The organism is Pseudomonas sp. B21-041 (genome assembly GCF_024748675.1).
GTDB lineage: Bacteria > Pseudomonadota > Gammaproteobacteria > Pseudomonadales > Pseudomonadaceae > Aquipseudomonas > Aquipseudomonas neuropathica.
Window position 1 is genome coordinate 3392138 of record NZ_CP087175.1, and the last position, 19190, is coordinate 3411327.

Sequence of the window (19190 nt, forward strand, 5' to 3'; positions counted from 1 at the left end):
TTTGTTCGGTCAATAGCTGCTGATACGACCGTGTGGTCACTCAGAGGTTGCGTCGGATTTGCCGTTTTCCTGGATTGGCAGACAAACGCGAAACAGGGCGCCTTCGTTGATTTCACTCTCGACGACGATGGAGCCGCCATGGGCGGCGACGATCTGCTCGGAAATGAACAGACCCAGCCCGAGCCCGGCCACTACCGTCTTGGCGGAAACCCGTTCGAACTGTTGAAAAATACGCTTCTGGTTGTCCTGGCTGATGCCGATGCCACGGTCCTGCACCTCGATCCGCGCTTCATCACCTTCACAGTAAACCCGCACCTCGATCGGACTGCGACCGCCGTAACGCAGAGCGTTAGTCAGCAGATTGGTGACTACCTGCTCGATGCGGAACTCGTCCCAATGGCCTTCCACCGGTACTGGCGCGGTAAACGACACTTCGGTTTCAGCGGCTTCGATCTGTTGCGCAAAGTTTTGCAGCAGGTTGCTGACCAGTTGCACCAGATCGAAACGACTCGGTCGGATCGACAATTTGCCGGTGCGAATGCGCGACACGTCGAGCATGTCTTCGATCAGGCGGATCAGGCTTTTGATCTGCCGCTCATCGCGGTCGACCATGGCGTGCATCTTGTCGAGGGTAAACGCCGCAGCGTTGTCCCGAGCCAAGTGCATCTTGCGCAACTGGGTTTCGAGGATCAGGCCGTTGAGCGGCGTCCGCACTTCGTGGGCAACGATGGACATGAAGTCATCACGCATGCGCACGGCCTGCTCCAGCTCCAGCTGGGTGTTCTGCAGTTGTTGCAGCAGCGCTTCCTGCTCGCGACGGGCCTGCTCCAGGGCTTCGAGCTGTTGCTTGAGCGCTTTGCTCTGGCGGTACAGATCGACGAAGACATTGACCTTGCTTTTGACCGCATGGATATCCAGCGGCTTGTGCAGAAAGTCCACCGCCCCGCTCTCGTAACCCTTGAACGCATAATTCAGTTCACGGCCGGCGGCGCTGACGAAAATGATCGGGATATTCTTGGTTTTCTCGGTACCACGCATCAACTCGGCGAGTTCGAAGCCATTCATGCCCGGCATCTGCACGTCGAGGATGGCCATGGCGAACTCATGTTGCAGCAACAACGACAGCGCTTCATCCGCCGATAGAGCTTTATAGACGGTACGGTCTTCGCGCTTGATCAGCGCTTCGAGCGCCAGCAGGTTCTCCGGCAGATCGTCGACGATCAGCAGTTTGGCTTGGATATTACTCAGCATGCGATTCGTTCCAGCTCGACAAGCAGACGGCCGATGCCGTGAATGGGTAGGACATGATCCGGCTGCTGAATCTTCAATGCAGCCAAGGGCATGGTGGCGACTTGCGCGTCTTCGGGGTCCTGGACGATGGTCAAACCGCCGCAGCGCTTGACCTCGGCCAACCCGCGCGCGCCATCGTGATTGGCGCCGGTCAGCAGTACAGCGGCCAAGGAAGAACCGTAGGCGTCGGCGGCCGATTCAAACAGATAGTCGATCGATGGCCGTGAATAATGCACGCGCTCCTCGAGGCTCAACGAGAGGCTGCGATCCTGCTCCACCGACAGGTGATAACCCGGCGTGGCGAAATACACGTTGCCGGCAACGATATCCTGTTTGTCGGCAGCCTCGTGCACCGGCATCTCCACACGCCGGGAGAAGACCTCGGCCAATTGGCTGCGGCGCTCTTCGGGCAGGTGCAGGACCACAATGATCGGCAACCTGTAGCCTCGGCGTAGCGGTCCGAGCAGGCTCAGCAGCGCCTCGACGCCACCGGCGGAAGCTCCGACCACTATTGCGTCGACGCGAGGTAAATCCACGGCCTCGTTCATGTTTTGCGGTAGATCCGTTCTTGTTTGACCAGCGCTTCGAACTGATTCGCGTAACCGGAGAAATCCAGCGTTTCCTTGCTGCCCAGTACTAGAAAGCCGCGGTGGCACAGCGATTCATGAAACAGACCAAAGGCGCGGTCCTGAAGTTTCTTGTTGAAGTAAATCAGTACGTTGCGACAGGAAATCAATTGAGTTTCGGAGAACACGCTGTCCGTCGCCAGACTGTGGTCGGCGAAGGTCACGTTCTCACACAGGCTCTTGTCGAAAATCGCGTAACCGTACGCTGCAGTGTAGTAGTCGGCAAACGAGCGCTGGCCACCAGCTTGCTGATAGTTGGCGGTGTACGCACGAACATTCTCCATCGAGAAAATCCCCTGCTTGGCCTTGTCCAGCGAGCGTGGGTTGATATCGGTGGCATAGATGATCGTGCGATCAAGCAGGCCTTCCTCGCGCAACAGAATCGCCATCGAATAGACCTCCTCGCCCGTGCTGCACCCGGCGATCCAGATCTTGATCGACGGATAAGTGCGCAGCAGCGGCACCACTTCCCGGCGGATCGCGAGGAAGTGCGACGGGTCACGAAACATCTCGCTGACCGGAATCGTCAGCAATTGCAGCAACTGCATGAACGCTGTCGGGTCATGCAGAACCTTTTCCTGCAATGCCGAAATGGTCGCGCACTCGAACTGGCTCAGCGCGTGCTGCACCCGGCGCTTGATCGAAGCGCCGGAGTAATCGCGAAAATCGTAGCTGTACTTGAGGTAGATCGCCTCAATCAACAAGCGCAGTTCGATTTCACTGTTTCGTTCGGCTGGCGTACTGCGTTCCACTAAATGCGTTCCATTTTTGGTAACCACACGCGAATCAGCGAGAACAGGCGATCCAGGTCGATAGGCTTGGCCAGGTAATCATTGGCACCCGCCTGCAGGCAGCGCTCCTGATCGTCTTTCATGGCCTTGGCCGTCACCGCGATGATCGGCAACTTGCGCCAGCGCGGATCCTTGCGGATTTCAATGGTGGCTTCAAAACCATCCATTTCCGGCATCATCACGTCCATCAACACCAGATCGATGTCCTCGACCTCATTGAGTCTTTCAATCGCCTCACGCCCGTTACGGCCGATGACCACGACTGCGCCTTTGGTCTCCAGGGCGCTGGTGAGGGCGAAAATGTTACGCACATCGTCGTCCACCAACAGCACTTTGCGACCCTCGAAGACCTTGTCGCGGCTGCGCGCGGTCTTGAGCATCTTCTGCCGTTCATGGGACAACTGCGATTCGACTTTGTGCAGAAAGAGTGTGACCTCGTCCAGCAAGCGCTCTGGCGAACGTGCGCCCTTGATGATGATCGAGCGCGAGTACTTGCGCAGTTCGGCCTCTTCATCGCGGGTCAGGTTGCGCCCGGTGTAGACGATAACCGGCGGGAACGAGCAGATGTCTTCGGTGGACATGCGCTTGAGCAGGTCATTGCCGAGCATGTCCGGCAACTTCAGGTCGATCACCATGCAGTCGTAGATCGTCGTGCGCAGCAGCTCCAGAGCATCCTGCGCGAGGCCGACGGCGGTGATTTCGATGTCTTCGTCACCGATCAGACGGGCAATGCTTTCGCGCTGCAAATCGTCGTCCTCGACCAACAGCACGCGTTTGACCTTTTGGGTCAGCTTGGCTTCGAGACGGGCGAACACGTCCTTGAGCTCTTCGCGGGTGGTCGGTTTGACCGCATAGCCGATCGCGCCCATGTGCATTGCCGCTTCGACACGGTCCTCGACGGAAATCACATGCACCGGGATGTGCCGGGTTCCGGCGTGTTCCTTCAGGCGTTGCAGCACGGTGAGGCCGGAGTGATCCGGCAGGCGCATGTCGAGCAGGATCGCGTCCGGCACGAACTCTTTGGCGAGGTCGTAACCTTCGTCCGCGCCATGGGCCACCAGGCACTGATAGCCCAGTTCATGCGCCAGATCGTAGAGGATGTGCGCAAAGTTCGGCTCGTCTTCCACCACCAGAATGCAGCGCGTGGCGAATGGAGCCTTGTTGCGGTCATCGGCGAAGCGCGGAATATGCACCGGCGCCAACGGCGAAACAACCGGCGCCAGTGGCGCGCTGGCCACCGCCGCTGGCGGGGTAAAGGTCAACGGTGCGAACGCAACTTCATTGGACTCGTTGAACTGCTGCGGCAACAGCAATGTGAACACACTGCCCTGCCCCGGTGTGCTGCTGACGCTGATCGAACCGCCAAGCAAGGTCGCCAGATCCCGCGAAATCGACAGGCCCAGACCGGTGCCGCCGTACTTGCGGTTGGTGGTGCCGTCGGCCTGGCGGAAGGCTTCGAAAATGCTTTCCTGCTGGTCGGCGGCGATGCCGATACCCGAATCGCGCACGATGAACGCGACCCGATCATCCGGCTGGCCAGCGACGGTCAGGCTGACCGCGCCCTTCTCGGTGAACTTCACGGCGTTGGACAGCAGGTTCTTGATCACCTGCTCCAGCCGCTGACGGTCGGTGTAGAGCATGCCCGGTGCGCCAGGTTGCACATCGACGCTGAAGGTCAGCTGTTTGTCTGCCGCCAAAGGTTCGAACACGCTGCGCAGACCATCGGCCAGACGCGCCACGCTGGTGTTCTCCGGAATCACTTCGAGCTTGCCCGCCTCGACCTTGGAGATGTCCAGAATGTCGTTGATCAGGTTGAGCAGATCGTTGCCGGCGGAGTAAATCGACTCGGCAAACTTGACCTGTTCGGCGCTGAGGTTGTCCTGTGGGTTCTCCGCGAGCAACTTGGCCAGAATCAGCGAACTGTTCAGCGGCGTGCGCAGTTCGTGGGACATGTTGGCGAGGAATTCGGACTTGTACTTGCTCGAGCGTTGAAGCTCTTCGGCGCGCTCTTCGAGTTGTACCTGAGCCTGATTGAGTTCGGTGTTTTTCAGATCCATGGCGTCGCGTTGTTCGGCCAGCGTCTGCGCCTGTTCGGCAAGTTGCTCGTTGGTCTGTTCCAGTTCGACTTGCTGGGTTTCCAGATGCGCCTGGGATTCCTTGAGAATCCGCGACTGCTCTTCCAGTTCTTCGTTGGCGGTTTTCAACTCTTCCTGCTGCACCTGCAACTCTTCGTTGAGTTGCTGGGTTTCCGCCAGCACTTCCTGCAAACGCTGACGGTAGCGCGCGGCTTCGATGGAGGTGCCGATATTGCCGGCAATCAGTTCCAGCAGTTCGATATCGCGATCCGAGAGCGGACGCAGGAAACCCAGTTCGATCACGCCATTGACGCGGTCGTCATCACTGGTCGGCACCACCAGCACACTGTGCGGCAAGCCCTCGCCCAGCCCGGAGCTGACTTTGAAGTAGTCCGACGGTACCGAATCCAGACGGATCAACCGCGCCTGCTGCGCCACTTGGCCAACAATGCCTTCGCCGCTGTAGATCGACTGATCTTGTTCTTCCTGCTCGCGGGAGAAACCGTAAGTGGCCACACGCTTGAGGCCGCCGTGTTCTTCACGCACATACAGTGCGGCCACGGCGGTGCCGAGGTATTGCGCGCAGAATTGCAGAATATTGCGCCCCAGCAAATTCAGTGTCAGTTGCCCCAGCACCTGCTCGGCCAGTTCGGTCTGACCATTGCGCAACCACGCCTGCTGCTCGAGACGTTCGGCACTGGCTTGTTGGGCGGCAAGGTTGGCGCTGTAGTTGGTCGACAGGTTGACCAGATCACGCCGGCCGATATAGGCCAGCAAGCCACTGATACCGGCAATGAACACCAGATAGAGGCTGATGCTCCAGATCGTGGTGCGGCGCACGTCTTCATTACGCGTGGTGCGCAGGACCTGTTCGGTCTCGATAACGTCTTCGAATTGCTTGCGGATCTCGTCCGTCAGGCGTTTGCCGCGTCCGGCCTTGACCGCGCCCCGGTAATCGCCACTGGAGCGCTGCAGATCGATCATCGACTGGGCGTAATTGGACCACTCAACCTGCAAAGCTTGCAGACGGCGCAGACGATCGGTTTGCACCGGGTTGTCGGCAGTCAATTCGAGCAAGGTATTGAGCGCCACCGCGATGCGCGGCTTGGCCGTTTCGTACGGATCGAGGAAATGCTCGTCGCCGCTGAGCAGGAAACCACGCATGCCGGTTTCAAGGTCCACGGTCAGCTTCACCGCTTCGTTGGCGTTATTGATCACCCGGTCGGTGTGCTCCACCCACTGGATTACTGACAGCAGATAAGTGATCAGCGACACAAAGAACACGGCACTGAGCACACCGACGCCCAAAGGCAGACTGATGTTGCGACTCAGGAGTTTGCGAAACCGTTGCTCATCAACCGTAGACGGAGAGGACATGGGGCAGCCTTGTCGAACTGTTGAAAAACCGGCAGTTTGCCCCAAAACGACGGCGTGGATCCATTTTTCTCACACGTTTCGCTGCAAATTCCTACATGCACCAGCACCTTTACAGCCTTGAACAGTTATCCTTGCGGCCCCGTCTGCGGCTATGCTTTTTTTGTCTCGGGCAGGGAACTTGTGGCACTGCGCCACTTACTGATGAAAGAGCCCGGCACTTTTGATCGACCGGCGACCCTGAACTGACTTTCGAGAGCCTTAATATGTCTACCCCCGCCCCCACCATCCTTGTCGTAGAAGACGACGACATCGTGCGCATGCTGATCGTCGATGTGCTGGAGGAGCTGGAGTTCAAGGTGCTCGAAGCAGATGGGAGCGAACAGGCTCTGGAGGTTCTCCAGGACGCCACCAAAGAGGTTGACCTGATGATGACCGATGTCGGTTTGCCTGGCATGGATGGCCGCGAACTGGCAGGCGAAGCACGAAAACTGCGCCCCGCCCTGCCGATTCTGTTTGCCAGTGGTTATGCCGAAAACATTGACGCCCCTGCTGACATGCACGTAATCGGCAAGCCATTTTCCATCGATCAATTACGCGACAAAGTCAAAAGCATTCTTCAATAGGTACATCAAGCGTATCGCTCACGGAATAGCTTTGTGCGACTTCTGCATATTGATATTTGCTTACCTCAGCCGTTGCCAGTGCACCCGCAACACTCGTTTTTGTCGAGCCCATGGATGCCAGTCCGGCGCACGATTGCCATTTTTTCATCGGCAAAATACTTTACCGCGAACTGGCAGAGGTTTCCTGAGGTGTCAGTTTCTCGCGTTCAAGCGATCTCGTTTAGCGTTCTGCCGCTCCCGGAAGGCACTGATATCACTGCTATCAACCTTCCCTGTCGCAGGTCGCATGCCCTCCGACGCAGACTGAGCCGCCATCACAAGCGCTTCCTGCGCGTTCAGCGCTTCGTTGCCGAAATCGACGGGGGACAACAACTCTCCGTCAGCAAATGGCTGACGTAATTTGTTGCCCACATCCCGGCCCGCTCCCGCCAGCGGGTTGATTTCACTCGCCGCAATGGCCCGATTGATCGCTTTGGGATTGGCGATGAAGTTGCCGGCCGGGTCATAGGCGCCCAGAATCAGACCCGGTGGTAGGTCAACGCCATAATTGATCTCCAGCGGTGGCAGGGTTTTCAAGCCTGAGTTGGGGCGAAAAGCCAGTTCGGTGTTGGCGTATAAATGAAAGCCTTCCACTTGCCGTGCGTCGATGAAATAGGTAAATCCACCCTTCTGTCCCCCATAGACAAAGGCTCCCGCCCCGTCCTTTTTATAGAATGCCGAGGTGGAAATACCCGCGCCATCAGGACTGAGTGCGTCATGAGCGCCGCCATATCCCCCCTTCAAACCGTTGATCTGATCGAGGTGCTTGATCGGTGCGCGCTGGGTAAATCCCTTCTGAAAGATGAGTGAAGGGTCTCGCATGTCTCCCCGAAAGACGAACCCCTGATAAACAAAGCCCTTTTCGGGACCGGACAAGCGGATGACCCGCGTCTCCGTTGCCAGCTTTTGCGCTACGTTCGGGCCGCCTGACAACTCGGCGAGATAACCGGCAACTAGCAAGCCTTTGGCTGCGTCTGGAATCTCTTTTCCTGTCGTGCTCGCCAACTGTTGACGCAGCCGTGTCGCCGAGCGGCGAAAGACCGAAGGCCGATTGCTGTTTTTGAGCGCCTGGAGCACCCGGCGCCCCACGTCTCTCTTGAGCGCAAGCGACAATGTCTTGCCGATCAGCCTTTCGGCTATCGGGCCTGCAAGTTCGGCCAGCAAACCGATCGCGGCGTTGATCCGCAACCGCTCGGTCTCGGAAGGATCATCCGATATCTCTGCACGAATCAAATCGGTCGCGGAAGCCCCGAGTCCCAGGAGAAAAGGAATCAGCATGCGAATCGGAGCAGACGCGAATGCCGCCGTTCCGCCGTAAGGCAACGAGGCGGCAAACGCAACACATTGCAGGAGATAACCGGCCGCCTCCAATGCAAAATCGGTCCAGCGTTCGGCTTCCGTTGAAACGAGCGTATCGATGTCGGCAAGTGCCCGCGCGATTTGACGATCGAACAAATCCTGACCGATATCCGAACTGGATCGAAATACCAATTCCCGGTAGTTGGCACGGGTGACGAACACGGGAAATTCTGCGCCGCGATATTTGAAATCACGAACATACGGTTTCTGTTGATCGCGTAACGGCACGCGCTTGAGCAGGCGCTTCTGGAAGTCTTGGTTATTTTCAACAAAACGCCCACGGGCATCATGTCCGGCGGGAAACTCGAAGGCCGCACTGTCTTCCCCCAGGAAAAACACCAGGCCACGGTCCAGATTGCTTCGTCCGATAAAAACAGCGTTATCTACATTCAAATCAGGATCGCTGTGCAAGTTAAGCAAGCGTGGTGGAATCATGCCTTTGAGATACTCGAAAGCGATGACTTGATCATCCAGGGAGCGATCACCACTCTTGATGAATTCCACGACCAACTTGTTCAGCTCTGTTTTTTTCAATAAGCGGCCAAATGCGCTAACCGCAGGCGATCGCAAGTTATCTTTTACATACTGTTTAAAGTCCTCTTGATAATCCGCATCATTGAACACCTCCCTGAGTTTCTGCGGATAATAGGAAGGCCACTGTATGGTCACTCCATAGAGTCCTTTGAGAACACGCACGTGATAGTCAGTGCAGATTTCTGCGAGAGTGAATGCTTTTTCTTTCCAGACAACCGCTTTTTTCTCTCCTTGGAGCGAGTCGCTGCGCTTGGGCGCTTCCAACTCGTAATACTTAACGCTGACAGCGGAATCATGCTGAATACGCTTGCGAACATCGTCTTCAATGACAATTTCCAATACAGTTTCATCAATACGCTCGCGAATGAAATGAGCAGGATCAAAACTCACCTCATCCATAACTGCGGCACACCCTTGCAGTATCTCCTGAGCCAGCTCTTTTACATTGACGCCTTCCACGACATCCCCTGACGACAAGACCGAACTGGCGTTTCTCGCCCTCGACAATACTGGCGTCTCATCGGCATCTGCCAAAGGGTCCAGCAACCACAATAACGATTCTTCGGAGCCGGCATAAAGCCCGGATAGTTGATTGTTCATATAGTCTCCTGCGCACAATACTAAAACGCGGACCGCATCTTTCAACGACTGTGGCGCAAGCGAAACTATCAATACTGCCGCACACTTATAAAGCTAATAACCATTAGCAAATCTTGCACAACAATTACATTAATCAATAGCAGAACAACCCTCTCACCTGCATTTTTACCGTAAAGCCCAAGCATATTGATAACAGTGTTAAATACCGCCCCTGCCATGGTTTAATTGCGCCTTCATCGCATCCCTCGTTTGCTGCACAGGAAAAACTCGCATGATTCAGCCTCCCGCCACCAAAGTCCTGGTCATCGGATACGTCTGGCCAGAACCGCGCTCCTCAGCGGCGAGCGGGCACGTCATGCAGATCCTCGAAACCTTCCTGCAACAAGGCTGGGACATTACCTTCAGCAGCCCGGCCGGCCCCGGCGAGCACAAAGCAGATCTTGCTGCACTCGGCATCTGCGAAGTGGCCATCGAACTCAACAACAGCAGCTTTGACCACTTCATCAGTGAACTGGCGCCGGACATTGTGTTGTTTGACCAGTTCATGATGGAAGAACAGTTCGGCTGGCGGGTTGAAAAACAATGCCCTCAGGCACTGCGCGTGCTGGAAACTTCCGACCTGCAAAGTCTGCGGCATGCGCGCCACCAACGGCTCAAGTCTCGCCTCAAGGTAAATCCGGACCAGAATGATTTCAGTGATGTATTTGCCCCGGCCTTGCGCGACGAGTTCGAACTGATGGCCGAGAGCGATCTGGCCAGACGCGAAATTGCCGCGTTGTATCGTTGCGATCTGAACCTGATGATCTCCGAAGTGGAAATCGAACTGCTGATCGAGCAGTTCGGCTTGCCTCGGCAATTGCTGCACTGGTGCCCGCTGATGATCGACCCGCCGACGGCTGAGCCGGTAGCATTTGCAGAACGGGCGAACTTCTTGAGCATCGGCAACTTCCGCCATGCGCCCAACTGGGATGCCGTGCTGTGGATGAAGAGCACCATCTGGCCGCTGATTCGCCAACAGTTGCCCCAGGCCCAATTGCATATCTACGGCGCCTACACGCCGCCCAAAGCCACGGCGCTGCATAACGCCAGCGAAGGCTTCCACATCATGAACTGGGCCGAAGATGCGTTGCAGGTGATGTCTGCTGCGCGGGTGTGCCTGGCGCCTTTGCGCTTTGGTGCCGGGATCAAGGGCAAACTGGTCGACGCCATGCTGTGCGGTACACCCAGCGTCACGACGCCGGTTGGTGCTGAGGCAATGCAGGGTGATCACACTTGGCCCGGTTCCATTTCAAACAGCGCAATCGAGCTCGCCAACACTGCCGTGGCGCTTTACAAGGACGAGGCGCGTTGGCAAGAAGCTTGTCTGGCGGGAACCCAGCTACTCACCGAGCGCTACCAACAAGCGATACACGGACCGGCACTTATTGAGAAACTTCGGCACTGCCAGCAGCACTTGCAAACACTCAGAAACAACAACTTCACCGGCAGCATGCTGCGCCATCACGCGCACAAAAGCACTCAATATATGGCGCAATGGATTGAAGCAAAAAACCGCAACACCACAGCAAACCAAGACTTAAACCGGGCCTCTACATAACTTGCATTCAAACAGCGATTGGCCAAATACGAACTTGACTCTATAAACATCCTGCGCGCGCACTCATATAACTTTAAATCACTATCCACGCAGGATATACACCATGAACTTTCATGATTTCCAACCCCATCAATGGATGGTCAACACACCACAGATTGATAACTTGTCTCTCAATGAGTTGACCTTACCGGGCACACACAATGCAGGCTGCGACCTGGAAGCCTCCTACGCTCAGCTTCCCGGGAGCCTCTGGCTGGCATGCCAGGACATCCCCTTTTATGCGCAACTCAATCGCGGCTCCCGGGCACTTGATGTACGCCTGCTGTACGACGCTCAGGCACAAGGGCTTGAGAGATTTCGCTTCCAGCACAACGGCTTTACATCTTCGCGCCATCTCGGCGATCTGATCCGCGACGTCAAGGCATTTCTTGAGCGCAGCTTCGATGAGTTCATCATTCTTGACTTCCACGAATTGACAAATGGCAACGCGCAATTCAACCACGCTGAATTCAAACAGTTGATGCTCGAGCATTTTGGCCAACACATGATTCCTGCCGAAAACCGCCACCTGACACTAGGCCAACTTAAAAAAGTCAGCCGACTACAGCGAGTCCTGGTTGCCGCGCCGATGACATGGGAAACCCGAGACAGCCGGTTCCAGGCACAAATCAATCATAAATGGATCAACCAGACCTTGGTGACCACCCACCAGTTGCACGGCTATATAAAAGAAGTCATGGGCACTTCCATCAGCCACTTGCGTCCTTGGTCTCTGAGCGCAACTTGTTATATCGCCAGCGGCCCTTTGCGTATTCTCAATAATCTGGACAACTGGTTTGATCCCGTAAAATCAGACTGGGCAAAAAAGTGCAATATCATTAACTTCGACTTCATTAAAAATTCGAAAGTGGTGTTTTTTTGCCAACAGGCCAATGTGGAGAAAGCCATCGAGAAGTCCAGAATGCCCCTCCACCAACAGCCGGCTTGAACGAGGCTGGCGCACCACACGGCAAACGAGGCATGATCACCTGGCGATCATGAAAAAGTACTCAGGCCATGACCCGAACCGCCCGCGTGACCGACCCCTCGTACGAGTTGATGGATGACCATAACGGGTTGTCCATCATCTACCGCCAGCACGGTTTTCCGTGCCCACTGGTGCGCTGGCATTTCCACAAGGAATACGAACTGCACTTGATCGTGGCCAGCTCAGGCAAGGTGTTCATCGGCGACTACATCGGCAACTTTTACCCCGAAACCCTGTTTCTCACCGGCCCCAACCTGCCGCATAACTGGATCAGTCAGGTGGCCGAAGACGAGGTCGTGGAGAAGCGTGACATGCTGGTGAACTTCACTGACGAGTTGTTCGAGAGTGGCCACCAAGTGTTCGCCGAACTGAAAACCCTGGCGCCCTTGCTGGAGCGCGCGCAGTACGGCATCGAATTTCGCTGCAAGCGCACGATCCGCCAGGCCATGACGCTGATGCAGCGCATTGCCGACAGTAAGGGCATCACCCGCCTCGGGCACTTTTTTATCCTGATGGAGCTGCTGGCCGCCAGTGATGATTTCCAGCTGTTGTCCGGCGCCACCACCCCGCAACTGGCCGACGAACACAATATCGATCGCACCAACCGGGCCGTCGATTACATCTTCAGTCATTACGCCCGCGACATTTCGCTGGAAGAAGTCGCCGAGCACCTGGGCATGACGCCGACCTATTTCAGTCGCGTATTCAAACAGGCCACCGGGCGCAATTTCATCGAGTTCGTCAATCGGCTGCGTATCAGCAAGTCTTGCGAATTGCTGGCTGATGGCGACAAACCGGTGACCGACGTGTGTTTCGAGTCCGGATTCAACAATATTTCCAACTTCAATCGGCGCTTTCAGCAGCTCAAGGGTATGACGCCCTCGCATTACCGACGGCTCGCCGTGCAGCGCCTGACTGAACAAAACCATCACTGACAAAACAACTTTCCCCTGTAGGAGTGAGCCTGCTCGCGATAGCGGTGTATCAGCTAACAAAATTGCAAGCTGACACGACGCCATCGCGAGCAGGCTCACTCCTACAGATGCTATGTGGCGTCCTGAAACCTGTACGCATTCGATAGCGCCCCCTCGCTGAAAAGCCCTGCCCTGCGTTCGCCCCACAAATGCCCAGTGCAAAAAAGTATCGATAAAAGTGCTAGGGATGATTTGTCAGTCCTGCGATTGAAGGCTGTAATCAGCGCACATTCTTCCTGCACAGGAAGACACAAAAACAATAACTGTCCTTCTGTAACCCTCCGGGTGCAGAAAAGGAGTGCACGATGCAACCGACTGCAAAAGCTCTGCTTGCCCTCACCTGCATGACCCTCAGCAGCGTCAGCCTTGGCGCCCAGACCCTGACCATCGCCACCGTCAACAACAGCGACATGATCCGCATGCAAAAGCTCTCGAAAACCTTCGAGACCGAGCATCCGGACATCAAGCTCAACTGGGTGGTGCTCGAAGAAAACGTCCTGCGCCAACGCCTGACCACCGACATCGCCACTCAGGGCGGTCAGTTCGACGTGTTGACCATCGGCATGTACGAAGCGGCACTGTGGGGCGCCAAAGGCTGGCTCGAACCGATGAAGGATCTGCCGGCCAGTTACGCCCTCGACGATGTGTTCCCGTCGGTGCGTGAAGGCCTGTCGGTCAAGGGTTCGCTGTACGCCCTGCCGTTCTACGCGGAAAGTTCGATCACCTATTACCGCACCGACCTGTTCAAGGATGCCGGCCTGACCATGCCCGAGCGTCCGACCTGGGAAGAGATTGCCGGTTTCGCCGAAAAGCTCACGAAAAAGGACAAGGAACAGTACGGCATCTGCCTGCGCGGCAAGGCCGGCTGGGGCGAGAACATGGCGCTGATCACCACCGTCGCCAACGCCTATGGCGCGCGCTGGTTCGATGAGCAGTGGAAACCGGAATTCAGCGGCCCTGAGTGGAAAAACGCGCTGAACTTCTATGTCGACACCATGAAGAAATCCGGCCCGCCGGGCGCTTCCAGCAACGGTTTCAACGAAAACCTCGCACTGTTCAACAGCGGCAAATGCGCGATGTGGGTCGATGCCAGCGTCGCCGGCTCGTTCGTCACCGACAAGACCCAGAGCAAGGTTGCCGATCACGTCGGCTTCACCTTCGCCCCGCATCAAGTGACTGACAAAGGCTCGGCCTGGCTGTACTCGTGGGCGCTGGCGATTCCGACCAGTTCCAAAGCCAAAGACGCCGCGAAGCAATTCAGCGCCTGGGCAACCTCCAAAGAATATGGCGAACTGGTGGCCAAAACTGACGGCATCGCCAACGTACCGCCAGGCACCCGCGCCTCGACCTACAGCGATGCCTACATGAGCGCCGCGCCGTTTGCCAAGGTCACGCTCGAATCGCTGAAAGCGGCTGACCCGAGCAAGCCAACGCTAAAACCGGTGCCGTACATCGGCATTCAACTGGTGACCATTCCTGAGTTCCAGGCAGTGGGGACGCAGGTCGGCAAGCTGTTCTCGGCGGCGCTGATCGGCCAGACCACGGTGGATCAAGCCTTGGCTGCTGCACAGCAAACCACTGAACGCGAGATGAAGCGCGCCGGTTATCCCAAGTAACCCGCAAAGCTCGCTCCTGCCTTTTGTAGGAGTGAGCCTGCTCGCGATGGCGGTTTTCAATCTGAAACAGACGGTGACTGACACACCGCCATCGCGAGCAGGCTCACTCCTACATTAGATCTCCATAGGTCTGTATGACTCGGTTGTGATCGCCATGAATACTTCAACTGCCAAAGCCCACATCGACCTGTCGCAGCCTGCGCGCAAAGTCCGCGTACGCAATCCCGGCTGGTTTCTGGTCAGCCCTTCGGTGGCCCTGTTGCTGCTGTGGATGATCGTGCCGCTGGGCATGACCATTTACTTCTCGATGATCCGCTACAACCTGCTCTACCCCGGTGAAAACCAGTTCGTGGGGTTGGAGAACTTCACATACTTCCTGACAGATTCGGGTTTCATGCCCGGTGCGACCAACACCTTGCTGCTGGTCGGCAGCGTGTTGTTGATCAGCGTGGTGCTCGGCGTACTCATCAGTGCGTTGCTTGAAGCGAGCGAATTCCTCGGTCGCGGCATCGTCCGGGTCATGCTGATTTCGCCGTTCTTCATCATGCCCACGGTCGGTGCGTTGATCTGGAAGAACCTGATTTTCCATCCGGTCTCGGGGATCCTCGCTTACGTCTGGAAGCTGTTCGGCGCGCAACCGGTGGATTGGCTCGCTCACTACCCGCTGCTGTCGATCATCATCATTGTTTCGTGGCAATGGCTGCCCTTCGCGATCCTGATTCTGATGACGGCCATGCAGTCCCTCGACCAGGAACAGAAGGAAGCCGCACGCCTTGACGGCGCCGGGCCGGTCGCAATCTTCTGGCACCTGACCCTGCCGCATCTGGCGCGACCAATTGCCGTGGTGGTGATGATCGAAACGATCTTCCTGCTGTCGGTGTTCGCCGAGATTTTCACCACCACCAACGGCGGCCCCGGCTACGCCTCGACCAACCTCGCCTACCTGATCTACAACCAGGCGCTGGTGCAGTTCGACGTCGGCATGGCCTCGGCGGGCGGCTTGATTGCCGTGGTCATCGCCAACATCGCCGCGATCATTCTGGTGCGGATGATCGGCAAAAACCTGACTGACAAAGCCTGAGGCCTGCCATGACTCTTCAACAATCCCGCCGGCTGCAAAGCCTGCTGCTCGGCACCCTGGCCTGGGCCATCGCGATCGTGATTTTCTTCCCGATCTTCTGGATGGTGATGACCAGTTTCAAAACCGAAATCGACGCGTTCGCCACGCCGCCGCAATTCATCTTCACGCCGACGCTGGAGAACTACCTGCACATCAATGAGCGCAGCGATTACTTCAGTTTCGCCTGGAACTCGGTGGTGATTTCTTTCAGTGCTACGGCCCTTTGTCTGCTGATCGCGGTGCCGGCGGCGTACTCGATGGCGTTCTACGAAACCCAGCGCACCAAAGGCACGCTGCTGTGGATGCTCTCGACCAAGATGCTGCCGCCGGTGGGCGTGCTGATGCCAATCTACTTGCTGGCGAAAAGCTTCGGCCTGCTCGACACGCGCATCGCACTGATCGTGATCTACACGCTGATCAACCTGCCGATCGTGGTGTGGATGGTTTACACCTACTTCAAGGACATCCCCAAAGACATCCTCGAAGCCGCCCGCCTCGACGGCGCCACGCTGTGGCAGGAAATGGTTCGCGTGCTGCTGCCGATCGCCAAGGGTGGCCTCGCCTCGACCGTGCTGCTGTCGCTGATTCTGTGCTGGAACGAGGCCTTCTGGTCACTGAACCTGACCTCGTCGAAGGCCGCGCCGTTGACTGCGCTGATCGCCTCGTATTCAAGCCCGGAAGGTTTGTTCTGGGCCAAGTTGTCGGCGGTCTCGACCCTGGCATGTGCGCCGATCCTGATCTTCGGCTGGATCAGCCAGAAGCAACTGGTGCGCGGCCTCTCGTTCGGCGCCGTGAAATGAACATTGAAAAGCAAAAGATCGCAGCCTTCGGCAGCTCCTACATAAAGCATGCCGTCCTCCTGTAGGAGCTGCCGCAGGCTGCGATCTTTTGATCTTAAAAAAACAACAATGCGGAGGCCCATCATCATGGCCAACCTGAAAATCAAGAATCTGCAAAAAGGCTTCGAAGGTTTCTCCATCATCAAAGGCATCGACCTTGAAGTGAACGACAAGGAATTCGTGGTCTTCGTCGGCCCGTCGGGTTGCGGCAAATCCACCCTGCTGCGCCTGATCGCCGGTCTGGAAGAAGTCAGCGACGGCACCATCGAACTGGATGGCCGTGACATCACCGAAGTCAGCCCGGCCAAGCGCGATCTGGCGATGGTGTTCCAGACCTACGCGCTGTACCCGCACATGACCGTGAAAAAGAACATGTCGTTCGCCCTCGATCTGGCCGGCGTGCCGAAAGCCGAAGTCGAGAAGAAAGTCGGCGAAGCGGCGCGGATTCTCGAACTCGGGCCGATGCTTGAACGCAAGCCAAAACAGCTCTCCGGTGGCCAGCGCCAGCGCGTTGCGATCGGTCGCGCCATCGTGCGTAATCCAAAAATCTTCCTCTTCGACGAACCGCTGTCCAACCTCGACGCCGCGCTGCGCGTGCAGATGCGCCTGGAACTGCTGCGCCTGCACAAAGACCTGCAAGCGACGATGATCTACGTGACCCACGATCAGGTCGAAGCGATGACCATGGCCGACAAAGTCGTGGTACTCAATGGCGGCAAGATCGAACAGGTCGGCTCGCCACTGGACCTGTATCACAACCCGGCGAACCTGTTCGTCGCGGGGTTCCTCGGCACGCCGAAAATGGGTTTCCTCAAAGGTAAAATCGCCCGCGTCGATGGCCAGAGCTGCGAAGTCTCGCTGGACGCCGGTACGCGCATCACCCTGCCGTTCAATGCCGCCAACCTCAGTGTCGGCAGTGCCGTGACCCTCGGTATTCGCCCGGAACATCTGGAACTGGCGCAACCGGGCGACTGCTCCCTGCAAGTCACCGCCGACGTCAGTGAACGACTGGGCAGCGACACCTTCTGCCACGTCACCACAAACGCCGGCGAAGCCCTGACCATGCGCGTGCGCGGTGATCTGGCCAGCCGTTACGGTGAACAACTGAGCCTGCACCTCGACGCGGCTCAGTGCCATTTATTCGATGCCCAAGGTGTCGCATTGACCCGTCCGCTGCGCGCTGCGGCCTGACTTCGAGAATTCCCGATGAAACTCAACCAACAGAATCTCCATCGTCTGGCCGCCGAAGTACAACTACCGGCCTACAGCCTCAGCGAGACCCGCCAGGGCATCGCCCACATCGGCGTCGGCGGCTTCCATCGCGCACATCAGGCGTATTACACCGATGCCCTGATGAACACCGGCGAAGCGCTCGACTGGGCGATTTGCGGCGTCGGCCTGCGCGCCGAAGACCGCCGCGCCCGCGACGATCTCAAGGAGCAGGATTACCTGTTCACGCTGTTCGAACTCGGCGACAGCGACGACACCGAAGTCCGCGTGATCGGCGCGATTCGCGACATGCTGCTGGCCGAGGACGGCGCTCAGGCATTGATCGACAAACTCGCCGATCCGCAAATCCGCATCGTCTCGCTGACCATCACCGAGGGCGGTTATTGCATCGACGACAGCAACGGCGAGTTCATGGCGCACTTGCCGCAAATTCAGCATGACCTTACCCATCCGAACGCACCGAAAACCGTATTCGGTTTCCTGTGTGCGGCCCTGGAAAAGCGCCGGGCGGCGGGCATTCCGGCATTTACCGTGATGTCCTGCGATAACCTGCCGCACAACGGCGCCGTGACCCGCAAGGCGCTGCTGGCCTTTGCCACGCTGCGTAACAGCAATCTGTGCAGCTGGATCGACGCCAACGTCAGTTTCCCCAACGCCATGGTCGACCGCATCACGCCGATGACCAGCACCGCGCATCGCCTGCAACTGGCCGATAAACACGGCGTCGACGATGCTTGGCCGGTGGTCTGCGAGCCGTTTGTGCAATGGGTGCTGGAGGATAAATTCGTCAATGGCCGCCCGGCGTGGGAAAAGGTCGGTGTGCAGTTCACCGACGATGTTTCGCCCTACGAAGAGATGAAAATCAAACTGCTCAACGGCAGCCACCTGGCGCTGACCTATCTGGGCTTTTTGAAGGGTTACCGGTTTGTTCACGAGACCATGAACGACCCGCTGTTCGTGCGCTACATGCGCGTTTATATGGATCTGGACGTGACCCCGCAACTGGCGCCGGTGCCCGGCATTGATCTGACGGATTACAAAAACACGCTGGTGGCGCGGTTTTCCAATCAGGCGATTGCCGATCAGTTGGAGCGAGTGTGTTCGGACGGCTCGTCGAAGTTTCCCAAGTTCACTATTCCTACCATCAACCGCTTGATTGCTGATGGGCAGGAGACTAAACGTGCGGCGTTGGTGGTGGCGGCGTGGGCGTTGTATTTGAAGGGGGTGGATGAGAATGGTGACACCTATTCGATTCCTGATCCGCGCGCGGCGTTTTGTCAGGCGTTGGTGGCGGACGATGCTTTAATCACTCAGCGGTTGTTGGCGGTCGAAGAGATTTTCGGCACGGCGATACCGCGTTCGGCGGAGTTTGTCGCGGCGTTTGAGTGGTGCTGCAACAGTTTGCGCGAAGAAGGTGTGACGCGGACGCTGGAAAAGATTCTCGCAGCCTGATCGTTCCCACGCTCTGCGTGG

Annotated in this window: 14 protein-coding genes; 9 read left to right on the forward strand and 5 right to left on the reverse strand. The window is 57.2% G+C overall.

The window, feature by feature from the left end; all coding sequences use genetic code 11:
* Positions 1-36: 36 nt before the first annotated feature.
* The 4 genes from LOY43_RS15055 to LOY43_RS15070 are packed head-to-tail and all read right to left on the reverse strand — an operon-like array spanning position 37 to position 6159.
* Positions 37-1251, reverse strand: coding sequence for a hybrid sensor histidine kinase/response regulator (locus LOY43_RS15055; protein WP_258708284.1), 1215 nt, complete (start codon positions 1249-1251; stop codon positions 37-39).
* Positions 1245-1838 carry a chemotaxis protein CheB gene (locus LOY43_RS15060; RefSeq protein WP_095050853.1) on the reverse strand — a complete coding sequence of 198 codons (594 nt, stop codon included), beginning with the start codon at positions 1836-1838 and terminating at the stop codon, positions 1245-1247. Before LOY43_RS15060 ends, LOY43_RS15055 begins: the two co-directional genes overlap by 7 nt.
* Positions 1835-2668 (reverse strand): protein-glutamate O-methyltransferase CheR, encoded by an 834-nt coding sequence (locus tag LOY43_RS15065; RefSeq protein ID WP_093431257.1) that lies wholly within the window; start codon positions 2666-2668, stop codon positions 1835-1837. Before LOY43_RS15065 ends, LOY43_RS15060 begins: the two co-directional genes overlap by 4 nt.
* On the reverse strand, positions 2668-6159 hold the full coding sequence (locus tag LOY43_RS15070; RefSeq protein ID WP_258708285.1) for a response regulator: 3492 nt from the start codon (positions 6157-6159) through the stop codon (positions 2668-2670). The genes LOY43_RS15065 and LOY43_RS15070 overlap by 1 nt, the downstream gene beginning before the upstream one ends.
* 263 nt (positions 6160-6422) lie before the next feature.
* On the opposite strand from LOY43_RS15070, the gene LOY43_RS15075 reads away from it, so the two are divergent.
* Positions 6423-6782: a response regulator gene (locus tag LOY43_RS15075; protein WP_258708286.1), complete on the forward strand. Its 360-nt coding sequence runs from the start codon at positions 6423-6425 to the stop codon at positions 6780-6782.
* A 192-nt stretch (positions 6783-6974) separates the two neighbouring features.
* Here the strand turns inward: LOY43_RS15075 and LOY43_RS15080 are convergent, their stop codons facing one another.
* Entirely contained in the window at positions 6975-9314 is a 2340-nt protein-coding gene (locus LOY43_RS15080; RefSeq protein ID WP_093431248.1) for a hypothetical protein, read from the reverse strand.
* A 271-nt stretch (positions 9315-9585) separates the two neighbouring features.
* Between LOY43_RS15080 and LOY43_RS15085 the strand changes: the two genes are divergently transcribed.
* From LOY43_RS15085 to LOY43_RS15120, 8 genes are all read left to right on the forward strand, one after another.
* A complete protein-coding gene (locus tag LOY43_RS15085) occupies positions 9586-10911 on the forward strand; it encodes a glycosyltransferase (protein WP_095050857.1) in 1326 nt (441 codons plus the stop codon).
* A 103-nt stretch (positions 10912-11014) separates the two neighbouring features.
* Positions 11015-11899, forward strand: a complete 885-nt coding sequence (locus LOY43_RS15090; RefSeq protein ID WP_095050858.1) for a phospholipase — start codon at positions 11015-11017, stop codon at positions 11897-11899.
* Positions 11900-11967: 68 nt separating this feature from the next.
* Entirely contained in the window at positions 11968-12873 is a 906-nt protein-coding gene (locus tag LOY43_RS15095; RefSeq protein ID WP_095050859.1) for an AraC family transcriptional regulator, read from the forward strand.
* 344 nt (positions 12874-13217) lie between these two features.
* The gene (locus tag LOY43_RS15100) at positions 13218-14528 is read left to right on the forward strand and encodes a sugar ABC transporter substrate-binding protein (protein WP_095126073.1); all 1311 of its coding nucleotides are present in this window, start codon (positions 13218-13220) and stop codon (positions 14526-14528) included.
* Positions 14529-14682: 154 nt separating this feature from the next.
* Positions 14683-15609: a carbohydrate ABC transporter permease gene (locus tag LOY43_RS15105; RefSeq protein ID WP_258708287.1), complete on the forward strand. Its 927-nt coding sequence runs from the start codon at positions 14683-14685 to the stop codon at positions 15607-15609.
* 8 nt (positions 15610-15617) lie between these two features.
* Positions 15618-16448, forward strand: a complete 831-nt coding sequence (locus tag LOY43_RS15110) for a carbohydrate ABC transporter permease (RefSeq protein WP_034154211.1) — start codon at positions 15618-15620, stop codon at positions 16446-16448.
* A 126-nt stretch (positions 16449-16574) separates the two neighbouring features.
* Positions 16575-17678: an ABC transporter ATP-binding protein gene (locus tag LOY43_RS15115; RefSeq protein WP_258708288.1), complete on the forward strand. Its 1104-nt coding sequence runs from the start codon at positions 16575-16577 to the stop codon at positions 17676-17678.
* A 15-nt stretch (positions 17679-17693) separates the two neighbouring features.
* On the forward strand, positions 17694-19169 hold the full coding sequence (locus LOY43_RS15120; protein ID WP_258708289.1) for a mannitol dehydrogenase family protein: 1476 nt from the start codon (positions 17694-17696) through the stop codon (positions 19167-19169).
* The last annotated feature ends 21 nt before the right edge of the window (positions 19170-19190 follow it).